At 39.9% G+C, this 21,379-nt stretch carries 17 protein-coding genes and 2 pseudogenes; 16 read left to right on the forward strand and 3 right to left on the reverse strand.

Annotated features, from left to right (window positions below):
• Positions 1–7: 7 nt before the first annotated feature.
• The 6 genes and pseudogenes from D2C72_02440 (at position 8) to D2C72_02465 (ending at position 6,296) form a co-directional block, all read left to right on the forward strand.
• A complete protein-coding gene (locus D2C72_02440) occupies positions 8–1,690 on the forward strand; it encodes a lytic transglycosylase domain-containing protein (GenBank protein ID QEF43281.1) in 1,683 nt (560 codons plus the stop codon).
• Positions 1,687–2,508, forward strand: a complete 822-nt coding sequence (gene galU / locus D2C72_02445) for a UTP--glucose-1-phosphate uridylyltransferase (protein QEF43282.1) — start codon at positions 1,687–1,689, stop codon at positions 2,506–2,508. Before D2C72_02440 ends, galU begins: the two co-directional genes overlap by 4 nt.
• A gap of 11 nt (positions 2,509–2,519) precedes the next feature.
• Positions 2,520–2,927 carry a hypothetical protein gene (locus D2C72_02450; GenBank protein ID QEF43283.1) on the forward strand — a complete coding sequence of 136 codons (408 nt, stop codon included), beginning with the start codon at positions 2,520–2,522 and terminating at the stop codon, positions 2,925–2,927.
• A 2-nt stretch (positions 2,928–2,929) separates the two neighbouring features.
• The gene (gene murA / locus D2C72_02455; protein QEF43284.1) at positions 2,930–4,198 is read left to right on the forward strand and encodes a UDP-N-acetylglucosamine 1-carboxyvinyltransferase; all 1,269 of its coding nucleotides are present in this window, start codon (positions 2,930–2,932) and stop codon (positions 4,196–4,198) included.
• A 57-nt stretch (positions 4,199–4,255) separates the two neighbouring features.
• Positions 4,256–5,661, forward strand: a pseudogene (gene aspA / locus D2C72_02460) (aspartate ammonia-lyase).
• 44 nt (positions 5,662–5,705) lie between these two features.
• Positions 5,706–6,296, forward strand: a complete 591-nt coding sequence (locus tag D2C72_02465) for a uracil-DNA glycosylase (GenBank protein ID QEF44166.1) — start codon at positions 5,706–5,708, stop codon at positions 6,294–6,296.
• 8 nt (positions 6,297–6,304) lie between these two features.
• On the opposite strand, the gene D2C72_02470 is transcribed toward D2C72_02465, so the two are convergent.
• Genes D2C72_02470 through D2C72_02480 form a run of 3 tightly spaced genes read right to left on the reverse strand, consistent with a single transcriptional unit; the run spans position 6,305 to position 8,872 of the window.
• The gene (locus D2C72_02470; protein QEF43285.1) at positions 6,305–7,693 is read right to left on the reverse strand and encodes a fucosyltransferase; all 1,389 of its coding nucleotides are present in this window, start codon (positions 7,691–7,693) and stop codon (positions 6,305–6,307) included.
• A gap of 37 nt (positions 7,694–7,730) precedes the next feature.
• Entirely contained in the window at positions 7,731–8,354 is a 624-nt protein-coding gene (gene serB, locus D2C72_02475; protein ID QEF43286.1) for a phosphoserine phosphatase SerB, read from the reverse strand.
• 14 nt (positions 8,355–8,368) lie between these two features.
• The gene (locus D2C72_02480) at positions 8,369–8,872 is read right to left on the reverse strand and encodes a ferritin (protein QEF43287.1); all 504 of its coding nucleotides are present in this window, start codon (positions 8,870–8,872) and stop codon (positions 8,369–8,371) included.
• Positions 8,873–9,169: 297 nt separating this feature from the next.
• Between D2C72_02480 and mqnE the strand changes: the two genes are divergently transcribed.
• The 10 genes and pseudogenes from mqnE to D2C72_02530 all read left to right on the forward strand — a co-directional run bounded on the left by mqnE (position 9,170) and on the right by D2C72_02530 (position 21,358).
• Positions 9,170–10,252: an aminofutalosine synthase MqnE gene (gene mqnE / locus D2C72_02485; GenBank protein QEF44167.1), complete on the forward strand. Its 1,083-nt coding sequence runs from the start codon at positions 9,170–9,172 to the stop codon at positions 10,250–10,252.
• 82 nt (positions 10,253–10,334) lie between these two features.
• Positions 10,335–13,055, forward strand: coding sequence for an outer membrane protein assembly factor BamA (bamA, locus tag D2C72_02490; GenBank protein QEF43288.1), 2,721 nt, complete (start codon positions 10,335–10,337; stop codon positions 13,053–13,055).
• Complete coding sequence (locus D2C72_02495) at positions 12,967–14,118, forward strand: dehypoxanthine futalosine cyclase (GenBank protein ID QEF44168.1); 1,152 nt, start codon at positions 12,967–12,969, stop codon at positions 14,116–14,118. The genes bamA and D2C72_02495 overlap by 89 nt, the downstream gene beginning before the upstream one ends.
• Before the next feature lie 5 nt (positions 14,119–14,123).
• A complete protein-coding gene (locus tag D2C72_02500; protein ID QEF43289.1) occupies positions 14,124–15,425 on the forward strand; it encodes an insulinase family protein in 1,302 nt (433 codons plus the stop codon).
• A complete protein-coding gene (gatB, locus tag D2C72_02505) occupies positions 15,422–16,849 on the forward strand; it encodes an Asp-tRNA(Asn)/Glu-tRNA(Gln) amidotransferase subunit GatB (protein QEF43290.1) in 1,428 nt (475 codons plus the stop codon). The genes D2C72_02500 and gatB overlap by 4 nt, the downstream gene beginning before the upstream one ends.
• Entirely contained in the window at positions 16,849–18,093 is a 1,245-nt protein-coding gene (locus D2C72_02510; GenBank protein ID QEF43291.1) for a SurA protein, read from the forward strand. Before gatB ends, D2C72_02510 begins: the two co-directional genes overlap by 1 nt.
• 10 nt (positions 18,094–18,103) lie before the next feature.
• Positions 18,104–19,120: a hypothetical protein gene (locus D2C72_02515; GenBank protein ID QEF43292.1), complete on the forward strand. Its 1,017-nt coding sequence runs from the start codon at positions 18,104–18,106 to the stop codon at positions 19,118–19,120.
• Positions 19,107–19,538 (forward strand): ribonuclease HI, encoded by a 432-nt coding sequence (locus D2C72_02520; protein QEF44169.1) that lies wholly within the window; start codon positions 19,107–19,109, stop codon positions 19,536–19,538. Before D2C72_02515 ends, D2C72_02520 begins: the two co-directional genes overlap by 14 nt.
• An 11-nt stretch (positions 19,539–19,549) precedes the next feature.
• Positions 19,550–20,266 (forward strand): ribonuclease III, encoded by a 717-nt coding sequence (locus D2C72_02525; protein ID QEF43293.1) that lies wholly within the window; start codon positions 19,550–19,552, stop codon positions 20,264–20,266.
• Positions 20,263–21,358: pseudogene (locus tag D2C72_02530) on the forward strand (chorismate synthase). The gene D2C72_02525 and the pseudogene D2C72_02530 overlap by 4 nt, the downstream one beginning before the upstream one ends.
• Positions 21,359–21,379 lie beyond the last annotated feature (21 nt).

Genomic DNA, 21,379 nt, shown 5'->3' on the forward strand with positions numbered 1-21,379 from the left:
GGAAATCATGCGTTTTTTTATTTTATTTTTTATCGGTGCGCTTGGCGTTAGTTTTTCTCAAACTGAGTTCAATTTAAAAGATTTAGAAAAAAAGCCCGCCGGGATCGTTAGGGATTATTATTTGTGGCGTTATATTAGCGATAAAAAAACCACTTTAGAAAACGCTAAAAAAGCCTATGAATTGACTCAAAACAAAAACAACGCCCTACAAAAGGCCATGCAAGAAAAAGGCTCAGACAATGCAGAAAAAAACCCTGATGTTAAATTGCCTGAAGATATTTATTGCAAGCAAACGGCTTTAGAAAGCATGCTAGAAGAAACAGACACTTTCCAAGCAAGCTGTATCGCTATCGCTTTAAAATCAAAAATCAGAGATTTTGATAAAATCCCCCTTCAAACCCTTAAGCCCTTACAAGAAAAAATCAAAGAGGCTTACCCCGTTCTTTATGAAGAATTAGAAATTTTGCAAAGTAAGCATGTGAGCGCTTCTTTGTTTAAGGCTAACGCGCAAGTGTTTAGCGCGCTTTTCAATCATTTGAGTTATGAAAAAAAGCTCCAAATTTTTGAAAAGCATATCCCTATTAAAGAGTTAAACCGCCTTTTAGACGAAGATTACCCGGCGTTTAACCGCTTGATCTATCAGGTTATCTTAGATCCTAAATTGGATCATTTTAAAGACGCTCTCACTAAAAGTAACGCTACCCACAGCAACGCGCAAACCTTTTTTATTCTAGGGATCAATGAAATCTTGCGCAAAAAAACTTCTAAAGCACTCAAGTATTTTGAACGCTCAGAAGCGGTTATCAAGGACGATGATTTTTCAAAAGACAGAGCGATTTTTTGGCAGTATTTAGTCTCTAAAAAGAAAAAAACTTTAGAACATCTTTCACAAAGCCCTGCCTTAAACCTCTATAGTCTTTATGCGAGCCGCAAACTCCAAACCACGCCCAGTTATCGCATCATTTCTCACATCCAGAATTTAAGCCAAGAAGACCCTCCTTTTAACACTTATGACCCTTTTTCGTGGCAAATTTTTAAGGAAAAAACCTTGAGTTTGAAAGATGAGGGCGCGTTTAATGCGATGCTAAAAAGCTTGTATTATGAAAAAAGCGCCCCTGAATTAACCTATCTTTTAAGCCAACGCAATAAAGACAAGATTTATTATTATTTATCCCCTTATGAGGGCATTATTGAATGGCAAAATACAGATGAAAGGGCTATGGCGTATGCGATCGCTAGGCAAGAAAGCTTCTTGCTCCCGGCCTTAATCTCTCGCTCCTTTGCTCTAGGGCTTATGCAAATCATGCCCTTTAATGTAGAGCCTTTCGCTAAAAGCCTTGGCATGGATAATGTTGATCTAAACGACATGTTTAACCCCAATATCGCCCTCAAATTTGGTAATTATTACTTGAACCATTTGAAAAAAGAATTCAACCACCCCCTTTTTGTCGCCTACGCCTATAACGCTGGGCCTGGGTTTTTAAGGAGGTGGTTAGAAAGCTCCAAACGATTTAAAGAAAAAAATCATTTTGAGCCATGGCTTAGCATGGAGCTTATGCCTTATAGCGAGACTCGCATGTATGGCTTTAGGGTCATGCTCAATTACTTGATTTATCAAGAAATTTTTGGGAATTTCATCCCTATTGATGCGTTTTTAGAACAAACTCTTAACTCAAAGGACAAACCATGATTAAAAAATGCCTTTTTCCTGCCGCTGGCTATGGCACGCGTTTTTTGCCGATCACTAAAACCATTCCTAAAGAAATGCTGCCCATTGTGGATAAGCCTTTAATCCAATACGCTGTAGAAGAAGCGATGGACGCGGGTTGTGAAGTGATGGCGATCGTTACGGGTAGAAACAAGCGTAGCTTAGAAGATTATTTTGACACGAGCTATGAAATAGAGCATCAAATCCAAGGCACTAACAAAGAAAACGCCCTAAAAAGCATTCGTAACATTATAGAAAAATGCTGTTTTTCCTATGTGCGCCAAAAGCAAATGAAAGGCTTAGGGCATGCGATTTTAACCGGAGAAGCCCTCATAGGCAATGAGCCTTTTGCGGTGATTTTATCCGATGACTTATGCATAAGCCATGATCACCCAAGCGTGTTAAAGCAAATGACTTCGTTGTATCAAAAATACCAATGCCCCATTGTCGCCATTGAAGAAGTAGCGTTAGAAGAAGTTTCAAAATACGGCGTGATCAGGGGCGAATGGTTAGAAGAGGGGGTGTATGAGATTAAAGACATGGTGGAAAAACCAAGCCAAGAAGACGCCCCAAGCAATCTAGCCGTGATAGGGCGCTACATTCTAACCCCAGATATTTTTGAAATTTTAAGCGAGACGAAACCGGGTAAAAACAATGAAATCCAAATCACAGACGCCTTACGCACTCAAGCCAAAAGAAAGCGCATCATCGCTTACCAATTCAAAGGCAAACGATACGATTGCGGGAGCGTGGAAGGCTATATTGAAGCGAGTAACGCTTATTATAAAAAACGCTTATAAATCTTATCAACATGGGCAATTTGACTTATTACGCTTACATGTATTTGATCCTCTTTGTATGCCTGCTGCCTGTGTTATTGGTGGGGCTTGTTTGGAGGCTTACTCGCCCCCCTTTAGAGCAAAATATTCCTAATAAAAGCCTTTCTTTAGAAAATTTAAACGAACAAATCAAAAACCTTAAAAGCGCACCAGCTTTAGAAAAACTTAAAAGCAACTTCAATGAGCGTTTTAAAATTTGCCCCAAAGACAAAGAAACTCTGTGGTTAGAAACGATCCAAAAATTAGTCGCTTCAGAATTTTTTGAATTAGAAGACGCTATTAATTTTGGGCAAGAATTAGAAAATGCTAACCCTAGTCATGCGCAAAAAATCGCTAACGCTACCGGCTTAGCCCTTAAGAATAAAAAAGAAAAAGGATAGAATTGGATTTTTTAGAGATTGTAGGACAAGTCCCTTTAAAAGGGGGGGTAGAAATTTCTGGGGCGAAAAACTCCGCGCTCCCCATTTTAGCCGCCACGCTTTTAAGCCGCCAAGAAGTCAAAATCAAATCTTTGCCCCAAGTAGTGGATATAAAGGCGATGGCGTTATTGTTGCAAAATTTAGGCGCAAGCTTAGAATGGCTTAATCCTAACACGCTTCAAATCAGTGCTAAATCCTTGAGCCACACCGAAGCCACTTACGATTTGGTGCGTAAAATGCGTGCTTCCATTTTGGTTTTAGGCCCACTATTGGCGCGTTTTAAAGAATGCTTAGTGAGTTTGCCCGGTGGGTGCGCTATAGGAGCTAGGCCTGTGGATTTGCACTTAAAAGCGATGCAACAATTAGGGGCTGAAATCAAAATTGAGCAAGGCTATATCCATGCAAAAGCCCCTAAAGGCTTGAAAGGGAATGATATTTTATTTGATAAAATCAGCGTTACAGGCACAGAAAACGCCCTCATGGCAGCCAGTTTGGCTAAAGGGATCACGCGCATCATTAATGCGGCTAAAGAGCCAGAAATCACTCAATTGTGCGCGTTTTTGCAGAGTGGGGGGGTAGAAATTGAGGGCGTTAGCAGCAGCGAGTTACAGATTAGGGGGGTAGAAAGCGACGCTTTAAATTTAAAAGACATTCAAATCATACCCGATAGGATTGAAGCAGGCACTTATTTGTGCGTGGGGGCTATCACTAACAGCCAGCTTAAAATCAATCGTATCATCCCTAACCATCTTCAAGCGATCACCGACAAGCTCATAGAAATTGGTTTTTCGCTAGACATTCAAGAAAATTCTATAGAAATTTATCCGGCCAAAAAACGACAAGCCTTTGAAATCACCACGAAAGAATACCCGGGCTTTCCCACAGACATGCAAGCGCAATTCATGGCGTTAGCCACGCAGTGTTTGGGGACGAGCGTGATTGAAGAAACGCTTTTTGAAAACCGCTTCATGCATGCGAGTGAGTTGCAACGCTTGGGGGCTAATATCAGCCTAAAAACCAATATCGCTACCATTAGCGGATCCACAGAGCTTACCGGAAGCGATGTGATGGCGACCGATTTAAGGGCTTCTTCGGCTCTCATTTTAGCCGCTTTAGTGGCTAAGGGCGTGAGTAGGGTGCATAGGATTTACCACTTGGATAGGGGTTATGAGAGATTAGAGGATAAAATCAACGCCTTAGGGGCAAAAGTTGCGCGCTTGAAAGAAAAATAATCCAAGATTTGGTTACAATAGCTAGAACATTTTTCAATTATTACATAAGGAGCTTTTATGCGTATTGAGCATGATTTCATTGGGCAAATGGAAATTAGCGATGAAGTTTATTATGGGATCCAAACTTTAAGAGCGAGTGAAAATTTTTTCATCACCAACGACAAGCTTTGCAGTTATCCTGTTTTTATCAAATCTTTTGCTCAAGTCAAAAAAGCGGCTGCTTTAGCGAACGCGCAATTAGGCTTGATTGATGAAAAGCTTAAGATTGCGATTTGCCATGCGTGCGATTTGCTGATTGATGGCAAATATCATGATCAATTCATTGTGGATATGATTCAAGGGGGGCTGGCACAAGCACGAACATGAACATGAATGAAGTGATTGCTAATTTAGCTTTAGAATACATGGGGCATAAAAAGGGCGAGTATCAATTTTGCCACCCCAACGACCATGTCAATCGCTCTCAATCCACCAATGATGCCTATCCTAGCGCGTTAAAAATCGCTATTTATGAGCGCTTGAGTAATTTAGTCGCTCCCATGAAGGCTTTAAGGGACGCTTTCGCTCAAAAAGCTAAGGAATTCGCTCATGTGATTAAAATGGGGCGCACCCAGCTTCAAGACGCTGTGCCTATGACTTTAGGCCAAGAGTTTGAAACTTACGCTTTGATGGTTGATAGGGATATTGAGCAGGTTTTAGACGCTAGGAATTGGGTAAGAGAGCTTAATTTAGGCGGCACGGCTATTGGCACAGGGATCAATTCGCACCCGGATTATCGCGGTTTGATTGAAAAGAAAATCCAAGAAGTAACGGGCCGTCCCTTTGTCATGGCTAATAACTTGATAGAAGCCACTCAAAGCACGGGGGCGTATGTGCAAGTGAGTGGGGTGTTAAAGCGTATTGCGGTGAAACTTTCTAAGGTTTGTAACGATCTCAGGCTACTCAGTTCAGGCCCTAGAGCCGGGTTGAATGAAATCAATTTGCCTAAAATGCAACCGGGTAGCTCTATCATGCCCGGTAAAGTCAATCCGGTGATCCCTGAAGTGGTCAATCAGGTGTGCTTTGCGGTGATTGGGAATGATTTGAGCGTGGCGTTAGCCGCAGAAGGAGGGCAATTGCAACTCAATGTGTTTGAGCCGGTTATTGCTTACAAGCTATTCCATTCCTTTGTGATTTTAGGGCGTGCGATTGAAACTTTGACGACTAAATGCGTGGAAGGCATCACGGCTAATGAAAAGATTTGCCACGATTATGTCTTCAACAGCATTGGCATTGTTACCGCGCTAAACCCTCATATCGGCTATGAAAAATCCGCTATGATCGCCAAAGAAGCCTTAAAAAGCGATCGTTCTATCTATGACATCGCTTTAGAAAAGAAAATCTTAACTAAAGAGCAACTGGACGATATTTTCAAGCCAGAAAACATGCTAAGCCCTCACGCTTTCAAAAAGCATAAAGACTGAACGCTTTGCAACACTCACGCTTTCAAACTTTACGCTCCCTTTATATGGAGCGTCTTTTGGGCGAAACTTATACGGATATTAGCCTTATAAAGCCCCAAAATAAGCCCCTTAACAAACAAGTTCATGAGGGTATAGAAAATTGTAATTTGTGCAAACGCTACCAACATTCAAAACCGGTGATCGGGCTTTTTAACCCCACTTCCAAGCTCGCTTTCATCACGCTAACCCCCATGCTGGATAGCCAATTACATTTCTTAAACAATTTAAAAGCGGCCATGTTAGAGAGCATTATCCAAAAGGTTTTTAACTACCCCTTAAAAGATTGCAGTATTTTATCGCTCCTTAAATGCGACTCTAACAGCCTCAATTTAGAAGAAGAAATCAACGCATGCCTGCCCCATTTAATCTGGCAATTAGACAACAGTGCTTCAAAAGTCATTATCGTATTTGGCGAGATTTTGCCCAAACGCCTTTTAAACCTTTCTAAAGAAGAATCCTTTGGGCGCATCGTGTCTTTAAAAACCAAACATTTTTTAAGCACCCATGCTTTAGAGGACATGCTCAAAAACCCCACGCTCAAAAAAGAAGCGTTAGCGCATTTTAAAATAGCGCTCCAATTTCTCAATCAGTCTTAAAATGCACCTTATTTTTTAACCCATCTCCTTATGGCGCGCAACAAAGGTAAGGATTTTTGATAAATTTTGCGATAGATTTTAAAAGTGGTGTTTTGAGACAATTCCAATAAAGGTGAAGCGTTTTGTAAAAGGCGCTCATAATTAACCCTCAAATCATCATAATTAACCCTCAAATCATCATAATTAACCCTCAAATCATCATAATTAACCCTCAAATCATCATAATTAACCCTCAAATCATCATAATTAACCCTCAAATCATCATAATTAACCCTCAAATCATCATAATTAACCCTCAAATCATCAATAGTCGCTAAAGGCTCATTCAAATCACGATAGAAAACAAAAGGGTTATCGTGATAAATCGTGTCGTTTTCTAAAATCGTTTTAAAAAAATCCAGGATTTTTTTAAAACTCAAATTTTGGTAAAAGTAAGCTTTCCCATCAAGGGTGTTTAAAGGGTTTTCATAGAGCATGTCTAAATAAGCGTTTGGGTGCGTGTGCAAGTATCTCACATAATCAATCGCTTCATCAAAATCTTTAAAATCATGCACATTCACAAAACTTTTAGGGTTAAAATCTTTCGCCACGCTAGGACTCCCCCAATAAATAGGAATAGTATGGCTGAAATAAGCGTCAATGATTTTTTCAGTAACATAGCCATAGCCTTGAGTGTTTTCAAAACACAGATTGAATTTGTATTGGCTTAAAAACTCGCTCTTGTTTTTGACATTATAGCCTAAAGTGTTTTTCACGCTCCCTCCCCCAATAACTGGCTCAATAGCGTTTAAAGCGTCATAGAAGGCGTTCCTTATAGGAGCGTTAGGGTTGCTTGCGACAAAACTCGCAAACCCTCTTTTCAAAGGATCGCTCTCATTATTCACTACTGCGCATAAATGAGGGTGGTTTTCTTTAAAATGATGGGAGGGTTTTTTTAAAGCATAAAGGCTGTCAGATTTGATCTTGTAGGGCGCGGTGGTGTCATTCACGCTCTCGGCTTTATGGTGTAGTCTATCATAATATAAAGGCATTCTCAAATAACGGTCTCTAAAATCCAATTCATCAAAGCCTATGGCGTAATCAAAGAGATTGAAATTAGGCGATTCGTTTTCACCGGTGTAAAACACCCTTTTAGCGTTTTGATAGGATAAGATTTTTCTGGCTGAGCCAAGGGGGTTACCAAAAACGATGTCCGCAGGTTTATCAGGGTTTCGGTGTAAAGTGATTGTGTAATGCTGGCTTAAAATGAAATGTAAAATAAATTTTTTTCTAAACCCTTTGCTTTCTCTTTTATCCAAAGGCCACCAATTGGCTAGGGCTGCATTTAATGGGGGCTTATGGGCTGTCTCTTCTATTTGGGTGCTGTCTATATAAGCGTCTAATAAGGGCTGGAACATGGTTATCCTTTTAAAGGAATTTTACAAAAAAAATTTTTTAAATCAAAGGCTTGATTAGGGCTAAATTAGGCTCATTGATGCAATGCGTGGCGTGCTGTTTTAAAACCTCTTTAGCATTGAAAGCGATTTTGATATGGGCATGTTTGAACATGCTCAAATCATTCGCTCCATCGCCCACGACTAGAGTGCGATCTTTACTGATATTTAATAAGCGTTGTAAAGCGAGCAACATTTCGCCCTTAGAGTGTGAAAACATCATATGCCCGGTAACCAAGCCGTTTAAGGCGTTATTTTCCACGATCAGCGTGTTACTGAAAGCCGCATCTAAATGCAATAAATCCTTGTAATGATTGGTCGCTAGATCAAAACCCCCGCTGAAGCAAACCACCTTGTAATTTTTCTCTTTTAAGGCGTTAATGAGTTCAAACGCCCCCTCAAATAAAGGCAGACTTTCACAAACTTCTTTGGCTAGTTTTAAGGGCATGTTTTTGAGTTTAGAAACCCTTAAAATAAGACTTTTATGAAAATCTGTTTCGCCATTCATAGCTTTCAAAGTGATTGTTTTCACTTCATCAAACACCCCCCACGCCCTCGCTAAAGACTCAATCGTCTCAGCATTCACTAGCGTGGAGTCAAAATCAAAAACGGCTAGTTTTTGCACCCAATACCCTAAAATTAAGATTTCCTGCTTTTAGCGATCCCTTTGACATACTGATCAGCCAAATACAAGCCATGGTTTTCATTACCAATCAACTCAATTTTATCCAAAATATCCTTGAAAAGTACTTCTTCTTCATGCTGTTCAGACACATACCATTGCAAGAAATTGAAAGTCGCATGATCTTTGCTTTTTATGGCGTGATCGACGATATTATTAATAGACTCGCTGATGTGTTGCTCATGTTCATAGGCTTTTTGGAAAATTTGAGTCAAGCTTTCAAACTTATGCTCAGGCGCACTGATGCTAGTCAATTGCACAGGCACATTGTTTTCATTCAAGAAGATGATGAGCTTTTTAGCATGCTCGTATTCTTCAGCCGCATGGTCAAACAAGAAAAGCCCCGAGCCATCTAAGCTATGGGTATAGCACCAAGAACTCATGCTCATATACAAGTTGGAAGAGTTCATTTCCTTATTCACTTGTTCGTTTAGCAACTTAATGATGTCTTTTGATAACATAGTATCTCCTTTGTGTTGGTTTAAGTTGTCCCATAATTATAGCATAAATGATAATGAAAAAGTAAACAAGAGTATGAAAATTTTTAAAAATTTATAAAAATGAGAAAGAACGCCAGCTAATGGCTTGATAAAGCTTAGATTTTATCATAAAAATCTATTTAATGAGAATTAGGTAAAAAAAGGGGTTGGTATCAATAGGGAGAGATTAAAAGGGATATTTTTATATAATATATAAAAAGCATTCTTCAATCCAAAAATGCTACAATGTTTATCTTTAAAATGAAAGGCGATTTAACCATGGACTTTTTAGAAAAAGTATTAGACAATCAAGTTACTGAAAGTAAAGAGTTAGTGAAGCTTTATGATTATGATTTATACACGCTAGGGGAAGCAGCGGATCAAATGCGCCAAAACATGCACCAAAAAATCGTGTATTTCAACGTGAATAGGCATTTAAACCCTAGCAATATTTGCACGGACGCTTGCAAATTTTGCGCCTTTTCAGCCCACAGAAAAAACCCTAACCCTTATGAAATGAGCTTAGAAGAAATCCTAGAAAAGGTTAAAAACTCCTACAACAAGGGGATTAAAGAAGTCCATATCGTGAGCGCTCATAACCCTAATTACTCTTATGAGTGGTATTTAAAGGTGTTTGAAACCATCAAACAAGAAATGCCTAATTTGCATTTAAAGGCCATGACCGCTGCAGAAGTGCATTTTTTAAGCGCCAAATTCAACAAACCTTTTGAATTGGTGCTAGAAGACATGCTCAAAGCCGGGGTGGATTCTATGCCTGGTGGAGGAGCGGAGATTTTTGATGAAGAGATCAGGCGTAAAATCTGTAATGGTAAGGTGGGATCTTCTCGGTGGTTAGAAATCCATGCTTATTGGCACAAATTAGGCAAAATGAGTAACGCTACCATGCTTTTTGGGCATATTGAAAATAAAATCCATCGCATCGATCACATGCTAAGAATCAAAAAAATCCAAAGCCCTAAAGATAAAGTAGAAAATAAAGAAGGGGGCTTTAACGCATTCATTCCCTTACTGTATCAAAAAGAAAACAATTATTTGAAAGTGGGAAAATCCCCTAGCGCGATAGAAATCCTAAAAACCATCGCTATATCCCGCATTCTTTTGAACAATATCCCCCACATTAAAGCCTATTGGGCGACTTTGGGCTTGAATTTGGCTTTAGTGGCTCAAGAATTTGGCGCTAACGATTTAGACGGCACGATAGAAATAGAGAGCATTCAAAGCGCGGCAGGCGCGAAGAGCCGGCATGGTTTAGAAAAAGAAGATTTGGTATTTAAAATCAAGGACGCTGGTTTTGTTGCGGTAGAAAGGGATAGTTTGTATAATTTCATACAAAAATTTTAATAATTTTTAGCGTTTTTAAGAATGATTAGTTATAATAACGATACTAACAACACTCAAGCTAAAATCTATTAAGGAAATCAGTATTAAAAAATTTATTCTATCCTCTCTTGTTTTCGCATGTATCAATACCAGCGTTGAAGCTTTAGAAAATGACGGCTCTAAACCAAACGATTTGGTTCCGCCAAAAGAAGCCTCTCAAGAAGCTCAAAGAAATGAGGCTCAAAACGAAACTTCTCAATCCAATCAAACGCCTAAAGAAATGAAAGTCAAGTCCATTTCATATATCGGGCTTTCTTACATGTCTGACATGCTCGCTAATGAGATTGTAAAAATTCGTGTGGGCGATATTGTGGATTCTAAAAAAATAGACACCGCTGTTTTAGCTTTGTTCAATCAAGGGTATTTTAAAGACGTTTATGCCACTTTTGAAGGCGGCATATTAGAGTTTCATTTTGATGAAAAAGCCAGGATTGCCGGCGTAGAAATCAAGGGTTATGGGACTGAAAAGGAAAAAGACGGCTTAAAATCCCAAATGGGGATCAAAAAGGGCGACACCTTTGATGAGCAAAAATTAGAGCATGCTAAAACGGCTTTAAAAACAGCTTTAGAGGGTCAGGGCTATTATGGGAGCGTGGTGGAGGTGCGCACCCAAAAGGTCAGTGAGGGCGCGTTATTGATCGTGTTTGATGTGAATAGGGGGGATAGTATTTATATCAAACAATCCATTTATGAGGGAAGCGCGAAATTAAAACGCCGCATGATTGAGTCTTTAAGCGCGAACAAGCAAAGAGATTTCATGGGCTGGATGTGGGGCTTGAATGACGGGAAATTGCGTTTAGATCAATTAGAATACGATTCTTTGCGTATCCAAGATGTGTATATGCGTAGGGGTTATTTAGACGCTCACATTTCTTCGCCTTTTTTGAAAACGGATTTTTCCACCCATGACGCTAAGCTCCATTATAAGGTCAAAGAGGGGATCCAATACAGGATTTCAGACATTTTAATAGAAATTGACAACCCGGTAGTCCCCTTAAAAACCTTAGAAAAAGCCCTTAAAGTTAAAAGGAAAGATGTCTTTAATATTGAGCATTTAAGAGCGGATGCGCAAATTTTAAAAACCGAAATTGCCGATAAGGGTTATGCGTTTGCGGTGGTGAAGCCAGACTTGGATAAAGATGAAAAAAACGGGCTTGTGAAAGTCATTTATCGTATTGAAGTGGGCGATATGGTGTATATCAATGATGTCATCATTTCAGGGAACCAGCGCACGAGCGATAGGATCATTAGGAGGGAATTGTTACTAGGACCTAAGGATAAATACAACTTGACCAAACTGAGAAATTCTGAAAATTCTTTAAGGCGTTTAGGATTCTTCTCTAAAGTCAAAATTGAAGAAAAAAGGGTGAATAGCTCACTTATGGATTTGTTAGTGAGCGTAGAAGAGGGGCGCACTGGGCAGTTGCAATTTGGGTTAGGCTATGGCTCTTATGGAGGGCTCATGCTTAATGGGAGCGTGAGCGAAAGGAATCTTTTTGGCACCGGGCAAAGCATGAGCTTGTATGCTAACATCGCTACAGGGGGGGGCAGATCTTATCCGGGCATGCCAAGAGGAGCGGGGCGTATGTTTGCCGGGAATTTGAGTTTGACTAATCCAAGGATTTTTGACAGCTGGTATAGCTCTACGATCAATCTTTATGCGGATTATAGGATAAGCTATCAATATATCCAACAAGGCGGAGGCTTTGGGGTGAATGTCGGGCGCATGCTGGGTAACAGAACCCATGTGAGCTTAGGGTATAACTTGAATGTTACCAAACTCCTTGGTTTCAGCAGCCCTTTATACAACCGCTATTATTCCTCTGTTAATGAAGTGGTTTCTCCAAGACAATGTTCTACCCCCGCATCGGTGATTATCAACCGCTTATCAGGCGGTAGAACTCCATTGGTCCCTGAAAGCTGTTCTAATCCTGGAGCGATCACCACTTCACCAGAAATAAAAGGTATTTGGGATAGGGATTACCACACGCCTATCACCAGCTCTTTCACTCTTGATGTGAGCTATGACAACACCGATGATTATTATTTCCCTAGAAATGGGGTTATCTTTAGCTCTTATGCGACGATGTCTGGTTTGCCAAGCTCTGGAACGCTCAATTCGTGGAACGGGTTAGGCGGGAATGTCCGTAACACTAAAGTCTATGGTAAATTCGCCGCTTACCACCATTTGCAAAAATATTTATTGATAGATTTGATCGCTCGCTTTAAAACGCAAGGAGGCTATATCTTTAGGTATAACACCGATGATTACTTGCCTTTAAACTCCACTTTCTATATGGGGGGCGTAACCACGGTGAGAGGCTTTAGAAACGGATCGGTTACGCCTAAAGATGAGTTTGGCTTGTGGCTTGGAGGCGATGGGATTTTCACCGCTTCTACTGAATTGAGCTATGGGGTGTTAAAAGCGGCTAAAATGCGTTTAGCGTGGTTTTTTGACTTTGGTTTCTTAACCTTTAAAACCCCAACTAGGGGGAGTTTCTTCTATAACGCTCCTTTCACGACGGCGAATTTTAAAGATTATGGCGTGATAGGGGCTGGGTTTGAAAGAGCGACTTGGAGGGCTTCTACAGGCTTACAGATTGAATGGATTTCGCCCATGGGGCCTTTGGTGTTGATTTTCCCTATAGCGTTTTTCAACCAATGGGGCGATGGCAATGGCAAAAAATGTAAAGGGCTGTGCTTTAACCCTAATATGGACGATTACACGCAACATTTTGAATTTTCTATGGGAACAAGGTTTTAAAATGCGCATCAACAGAGAAGAAATTTTGGATTTAATGAAAAACGCGCCCTTGAAAGAATTAGGGCAAAGGGCTTTGAGAGTGAAGCAACGCTTGCACCCTGAAAACTTGACGACTTTTATTGTGGATAGGAATATCAATTACACCAATATTTGTTTTGTGGATTGCAAGTTTTGCGCGTTCAAACGCACCTTAAAAGAAAAAGACGCCTATGTGTTGAGCTATGAGGAAATTGATCAAAAGATTGAAGAATTGCTCGCTATTGGCGGCACGCAGATCCTTTTTCAAGGGGGGGTGCACCCGCAACTAAAGATTGATTATTATGAGAATCTAGTCAGCCATATCGCTCAAAAATTCCCCACCATTACCATTCATGGTTTTAGCGCGGTTGAAATTGATTACATTTCTAAAATCTCTAAATTGTCTTTAAAAGAAGTTTTAGAAAGGTTGAAAAACGCCGGGTTAAGCTCCATTCCAGGAGCGGGTGCAGAAATATTAAGCGATAGGGTGCGCGATGTCATTGCTCCTAAAAAATTGAGCAGTGATCGGTGGATTGAAGTGCATAGAATGGCGCATCTTTGCGGGATTAAAAGCACGGCTACCATGATGTTTGGAAGCGTGGATAATGAAGAAGATGTAATAGAGCATTTACAAAGAGTGCGCGATTTGCAAGATGAAACCGGCGGCTTTAGGGCTTTTATTTTATGGAGCTTTCAGCCCAACAACACCCCTTTAAAAGAAGAAATCCCTAGCATTAAAAAAGCGAGTTCCAATCGGTATTTACGCTATTTGGCATGCAGTAGGATTTTTTTGGATAACATTCAAAACATCCAAAGCTCATGGGTTACTCAAGGCTCTATGATAGGGCAGTTAGCCTTATTGTTTGGAGCGAATGATTTAGGGAGTGTGATGATGGAAGAAAATGTAGTGAAAGCGGCCGGAACGAGTTTTTGCATGAATGAAGCGGAAATGATAGAGCTTATTGAAGACATTGGGAGCGTGGCGGCTAAACGAAACACCGCCTATGAAATCTTAAAGCGTTATCCGGCTAAAGCAAAGGTATAAAGAGCATGAAAAAATTTTTAATCACTTTATTATTAGGAGTTTTTATGGGGTTACAAGCGAGCGCTTTGACACACCAAGAAATCAATCAAGCTAAAGTCCCTGTGATTTATGAAGAAAACCATTTATTGCCTATGGGGTTTATCCATTTAGCTTTTAGAGGGGGTGGGAGCTTAAGCGATAAAAACCAGTTGGGTTTGGCGAAATTATTCGCGCAAGTTTTAAACGAAGGCACTAAGGAGCTTGGTGCGGTGGGGTTTGCGCAACTTTTAGAGCAAAAAGCGATCAGTTTGAATGTGGATACCAGCGCAGAAGATTTGCAAATCACTTTAGAATTTTTAAAAGAATACGAAGATGAAGCCATCATGCGCTTAAAAGAGCTTTTAAAATCCCCTAATTTCACGCAAAACGCTTTAGAAAAAGTCAAAACCCAAATGTTAGCCGCGCTTTTACAAAAAGAAAGCGATTTTGATTATTTGGCTAAACTGACTTTAAAACAAGAACTTTTTGCTAACACCCCTTTAGCTAACGCAGCTTTAGGCACTAAAGAGAGTCTCCAAAAAATCAAGCTAGAGGATTTGAAACAGCAATTTTCTAAGGTCTTTGAACTCAATAAGCTCGTGGTGGTGCTTGGGGGCGATTTGAAAATCGATCAAACCCTTAAGCGTTTAGATAACGCTCTTAATTTCTTGCCGCAAGGTAAAGCGTATGAAGAGCCTTATTTTGAAACGAACGATAAAAAAAGCGAAAAAGTCCTCTATAAAGACACTGAGCAGGCTTTCGTGTATTTTGGCGCGCCCTTTAAAATCAAGGATTTAAAACAGGATTTAGCGAAATCTAAAGTCATGATGTTTGTGCTTGGGGGAGGGTTTGGCTCTCGTTTAATGGAAAAAATCAGGGTTCAAGAGGGCTTGGCTTATAGCGTGTATATCCGCTCCAATTTTTCTAAAGTGGCGCATTTTGCTAGCGGGTATTTGCAAACCAAGCTCAGCACTCAAGCTAAAAGCGTTGCATTAGTTAAAAAAATAGTCAAAGAATTTATAGAAAAAGGCATGACGCAACAAGAATTAGACGACGCTAAAAAGTTTTTACTAGGCTCTGAGCCTTTAAGGAATGAAACGATCTCTAGCCGCTTGAACACCACTTACAATTATTTTTATTTAGGTTTGCCTTTAAATTTCAACCAAACGCTCTTGGATCAAATCCAAAAAATGAGTTTGAAAGAAATCAATGATTTCATTAAAGCGCACACCGAAATCAATGATTTGACTTTTGCCATTGTGAGCAATAAAAAGAGCAAGGACAAATAATGCCATTTGAAGCTGTAATCGGGCTAGAAGTCCATGTCCAACTCAACACCAAAACCAAAATCTTTTGCTCTTGCTCTACAAGCTTTGGGGAAACCCCTAATTCTAACACCTGCCCTGTGTGTTTGGGCTTACCGGGAGCTTTGCCGGTATTGAATAAAGAAGTGGTTAAAAAAGCCATCCAGTTAGGTACAGCCATTGAAGCCAATATCAACCAAAACTCCATTTTTGCGAGGAAAAATTACTTTTACCCTGATTTGCCTAAGGCTTATCAGATTTCGCAGTTTGAAGTCCCTATTGTGAGCGACGGGAAATTAGAGATTGACACCAAAGAGGGCGCAAAAATCGTGCGTATTGAAAGAGCCCACATGGAAGAAGACGCCGGTAAAAATATCCATGAGGGCAGTTATTCTTTGGTGGATTTGAATCGCGCTTGCACCCCTTTATTAGAAATTGTCAGCAAGCCGGACATGCAAAATAGTGAAGAAGCCATAGCGTATTTGAAAAAGCTCCATGCTATCGTGCGTTTTATAGGGATTTCTGATGCGAACATGCAAGAGGGGAATTTCAGGTGCGATGCGAACGTATCCATAAGGCCTAAAGGCGATGAAAAGCTTTACACGAGGGTGGAGATTAAAAATTTAAATAGCTTTAGATTCATCGCTAAAGCGATTGAATACGAAATAGAGCGCCAAAGCGCGGCGTGGGAAAGCGGGCGTTATAATGAAGAGGTAGTTCAAGAAACGCGCCTTTTTGACACCGCCAAAGGGATCACCCTTTCTATGCGCAATAAAGAAGAGTCAGCGGATTACCGCTATTTTAAAGATCCGGATTTGTATCCTGTTTTTATTGATGAGAAACTTTTAAAAGAAGCTCAAAAGATCAATGAATTGCCCAGCGCGAAAAAAATCCGCTATGTGAGGGATTTTAACCTTAAAGAAGACGATGCGAATTTATTGGTGAGCGATCCTTTATTGGCGGAGTATTTTGAAAGCATGCTCAATCTTGGGGTTAAGGCTAAAACGAGCGTGACATGGCTTTGCGTGGAATTATTAGGGCGCTTGAAGGCTGAAATCACTTTAGAAAATTGTGGGATTAGCGCTCATGCGCTAGGCGCTTTAGCCAAACGCATTGATGAGGGCAAGATTTCGGGTAAGAGCGCTAAAGATGTGTTAGACAGGCTTTTAGAAGAGCAAGGGGGCGATGTGGATGCGCTCATTGAACAAATGGGCTTGTCTCAAGTCAATGACACGGAAGCGATTGTTAAAGTTATAGAAGAAGTGTTAAAAAACAACGCCGACAAGGTGCTTGAATACAAAAGCGGTAAGGACAAGCTTTTTGGGTTTTTTGTAGGGCAAGCGATGAAGAATCTAAAAGGGGCTAATCCTAGCGTGGTGAATGCTATTTTGAAAGAGAAATTGGGTTGATGAGGAAAATTTTTTCTTATATTTCTAAGGTTCTATTATTTATTGGGGTGGTTTATGCAGAGCCTGATTCTAAAGTGGAAGCCTTAGAAGGGAGGAAGCAAGAGTCTTCTTTGGATAAAAAAATCCGCCAAGAATTAAAGAATAAGGATTTGAAGAATAAAGAAGAAAAGAAAAACACCGAAGAAAAGAAAGAAACAAAAGCCAAGAGAAAACCCAGAGCAGAAGTCCATCATGGGGACGCCAAAAATCCTACTCAAAAAATAACGCCTCCTAAAATCAAAGGGAGCGCTAAAGGAGTTCAAAATCAAGGCATGCAAAATCAAGGCGTTCAAAGCAACGCGCCAAAACCTGAAAAAAAAGATACAACCCCTCAAGCTACTGAAAAAAATAAGGAAACAAGCCCTAGCTCTCAATTCAATTCCATTTTTGGTAATCCTAATGACGCTGCTAATAGCACCCTTGAAGATAAGGTCGTAGGGGGCATTTCTTTGCTTGTTAATGGTTCGCCTATCACGCTGTATCAAATCCAAGAAGAGCAAAAAAAATCCAAAGTGAGCAAAGCTCAAGCCAGGGATCGTTTGATCGCTGAACGCATTAAAAACCAAGAAATTGAACGCTTAAAAATCCATGTAGATGACGACAAGCTAGACCAAGAAATGGCGATGATGGCGCAACAACAAGGCATGGATTTAGACCATTTCAAACAAATGCTTATGGCTGAGGGGCATTATAAACTCTATAGAGATCAGCTTAAGGAGCATTTAGAAATGCAAGAATTGTTGCGTAATATCTTACTCACGAATGTGGATACCAGCTCTGAAACTAAAATGCGCGAATATTACAACAAGCACAAGGAGCAATTCAGTATCCCCACTGAAATAGAAACCGTGCGCTACACTTCAACGAGTCAAGAAGATTTAGAAAGGGCTATGGCAGACCCTAATTTGGAAATTCCAGGGGTGAGTAAGGCTAATGAAAAAATAGAGATGAAAGCCTTAAACCCTCAAATCGCTCAAGTCTTTATTTCACATGAGCAAGGCTCTTTTACGCCCGTTATGAATGGGGGTGGGGGGCAGTTTATCACCTTTTATATCAAGGAAAAAAAAGGTAAAAATGAAGTGAGTTTCAGCCAGGCCAAGCAATTCATCGCCCAAAAATTAGTGGAAGAATCTAAAGATAAGATTTTAGAAGAGCATTTTGAAAAATTGCGCGTTAAGTCTAGGATTGTGATGATTAGAGAGTGATTTTTAGATTGTGCAACATTTCAATTTTCTCTATAAAGATTCTTTATTTTCTATCGCTTTATTCACTTTCATTATCGCTCTTGTGATTTTATTAGAACAGGCTAGGGCGTATTTCACCCAAAAGAAAAACAAAAAATTTTTACAAAAATTCGCCCAAAATCAAAACGCCTATGCGAGCAATGAGAATTTAGACGAGCTTTTAAAGCATGCTAAAATTTCTAGTTTGATGTTTTTAGCCAGAGCGTATTCTAAAGCTGACATAGAAATGAGTATTGAAATCTTAAAAGGGCTTTTGAATCGCTCCTTAAAAGATGAAGAAAAAATCGCTGTTTTAGATTTATTAGCTGAAAATTATTTTAGTGTGGGGTATTTGCAAAAAACAAAAGACACCGTGAAAGAAATTTTGCGCTTTTCCCCAAGGAATGTGGAAGCGTTATTGAAACTTTTGCATGCGTATGAATTAGAAAAAGATTATTCAAAGGCTTTAGAGACTTTGGAATGTTTGGAAGAATTAGAAGTGGTTGAAATTGAAACGATTAAAAATTACCTTTATCTCATGCATTTAATAGAGAATAAGGAAGATGCGGCTAAAATCTTGCATGTTTCAAAAGCGTCGTTAGATTTGAAAAAAATCGCTTTAAATTATTTAAAATCTTATGATGAAAAGCTTTTTTGGCAAGAGATTGATACAACCGAACGGCTAGAAAATGTGATCGATCTTTTATGGGATATGAATATCCCTGCTTTTATTTTAGAAAAACATGCCGTTTTACAAGACATCGCGCGATCTCAAGGGTTGCTTTTGGACAACAAACCTTGCCAAGTTTTTGAATTAGAGGTTTTACGCGCTTTATTGAATAGCCCTATAAAAGCGAGTCTGACTTTTGAATACCGCTGCAAGCATTGCAAACAAATCTTTCCTTTTGAAAGCCATAGGTGTCCTGTGTGTTACCAGTTAGCGTTTATGGATATAGTGCTTAAAATTTCTAAAGAAAGCTATGGGAGTGGATTGGATGCAAGAGATTGAAATTTTTTGCGATGGATCTTCTTTAGGCAATCCTGGGCCAGGCGGTTATGCGGCGATTTTACGCTATAAAGATAAAGAAAAAATCATCAGTGGAGGCGAATCATTCACCACGAATAACCGCATGGAATTAAAAGCGCTCAATGAAGCGTTAAAAATCTTGAAACGCCCATGCCATATCACGCTTTATAGCGATTCGCAATACGTGTGCCAAGCGATCAATGTGTGGCTAGCTAACTGGCAAAAAAAGAATTTTTCTAAAGTTAAAAATGTGGATTTATGGAAAGAATTTTTAGAAGTCTCTAAAGGGCATTTGATTGTGGCTGTTTGGATCAAGGGGCATAATGGGCATGCCGAGAATGAACGATGCGATAGTCTCGCTAAATTAGAGGCGCAAAAACGCACTAAAACGACCACTTAAGGGGAAAAACGATGAAAAACAAACGCTCTCAAAATAGCCCTTATATAACGAATAGCTCTTATGCAACGCTAGAAAAAGCTTTGGGGTATTCTTTCAAAGACAAGCGTTTATTGGAGCAAGCCTTAACGCATAAATCATGCAAGCTCGCTTTAAACAATGAGCGCTTGGAATTTTTGGGCGATGCGGTGTTGGGTTTGGTGATAGGGGAGTTGCTATACCATAAATTCTATCAATACGATGAGGGAAAACTCTCTAAATTAAGGGCTTCTATTGTGAGCGCGCATGGTTTTACTAAATTAGCGAAAGCGATTGCTTTGCAGGATTATTTGCGCATCTCTTCTTCTGAAGAAATTTCTAATGGGAGAGAAAAACCCTCTATTTTATCAAGCGCTTTTGAGGCTTTAATGGCTGGGGTGTATTTAGAAGCGGGGTTAGCTAAGGTGCAAAAAATCATACAAAATTTACTCAATCGCGCTTACAAGCGTTTGGATTTGGAGCATTTGTTTATGGACTATAAAACCGCTTTACAGGAATTAACCCAAGCGCAATTTTGCGTGATCCCCACTTACCAATTGCTCAAAGAAAAAGGCCCCGATCACCATAAAGAATTTGAAATGGCTCTATACATTCAAGATAAAATATACGCGACCGCTAAAGGCAAAAGCAAAAAAGAAGCCGAACAGCAATGCGCTTATCAAGCGCTTCAAAAACTTAAGGAAGCAAAATGAACACTTTGGGGCGTTTTTTAAGACTCACGACTTTTGGGGAATCGCATGGGGATGTGATAGGGGGGTATTAGACGGCATGCCTAGCGGGATTAAAATAGACTATGCACTATTAGAAAATGAAATGAAGCGCCGCCAAGGGGGGAGGAATGTTTTCATTACACCACGAAAAGAAGACGATAAAGTGGAAATAACAAGCGGGGTTTTTGAAGGTTTTAGCACAGGGACGCCCATAGGGTTTTTAATCCACAACCAAAGGGCTAGGAGCAAGGATTATGATAATATTAAAAACCTTTTTAGGCCTAGCCATGCGGATTTCACTTATTTTCATAAATACGGCATCAGAGATTTTAGGGGTGGGGGGAGGAGTTCGGCCAGAGAGAGCGCTATAAGAGTGGCTGCTGGGGCGTTTGCTAAAATGCTTTTAAGAGAAATCGGTATTGTTTGTGAAAGCGGGATTATTAAAATTGGGGGTATTGAAGCCAAAAATTACGATTTTAATCACGCCTTAAAAAGCGAGATTTTTGCCCTAGATGAAAAACAAGAAGAAGCGCAAAAAACAGCCATTCAAAACGCTATCAAAAACCACGACAGCATAGGGGGCGTGGCTTTGATTAGAGCAAGAAGCGTGAAAAGAAATCAAAAACTCCCCATTGGCTTAGGTCAAGGGCTATACGCTAAATTAGACGCTAAAATCGCTGAAGCGATGATGGGGCTTAACGGGGTGAAAGCGGTTGAAATAGGCAAGGGGGTAGAAAGCTCTTTACTAAAAGGCTCAGAGTATAACGATTTAATGAATCAAAAAGGGTTTTTGAGCAATCATAGCGGGGGGTTTTAGGGGGCATGAGCAATGGGGAAGAGATCATTGTTAGAGTGCATTTCAAACCCACGCCAAGCATTTTCCAACCTCAACAAACCATAGACATTAATAATAACGAATGCGAATGCTTGTTGAAAGGCAGGCATGATCCTTGCATTGCGATTAGAGGGAGTGTGGTGTGCGAGAGTTTGCTTTCATTGGTGTTAGCCGATATGGTATTACTCAATTTGACTTCAAAAATAGAGTATTTAAAAACGATTTATAATGAGAATTAAACGAAATTGGATACAATCAGC

The organism is Helicobacter pylori, from assembly GCA_008032955.1.
In the GTDB taxonomy this organism is placed as follows: Bacteria; Campylobacterota; Campylobacteria; order Campylobacterales; family Helicobacteraceae; genus Helicobacter; species Helicobacter pylori_DC.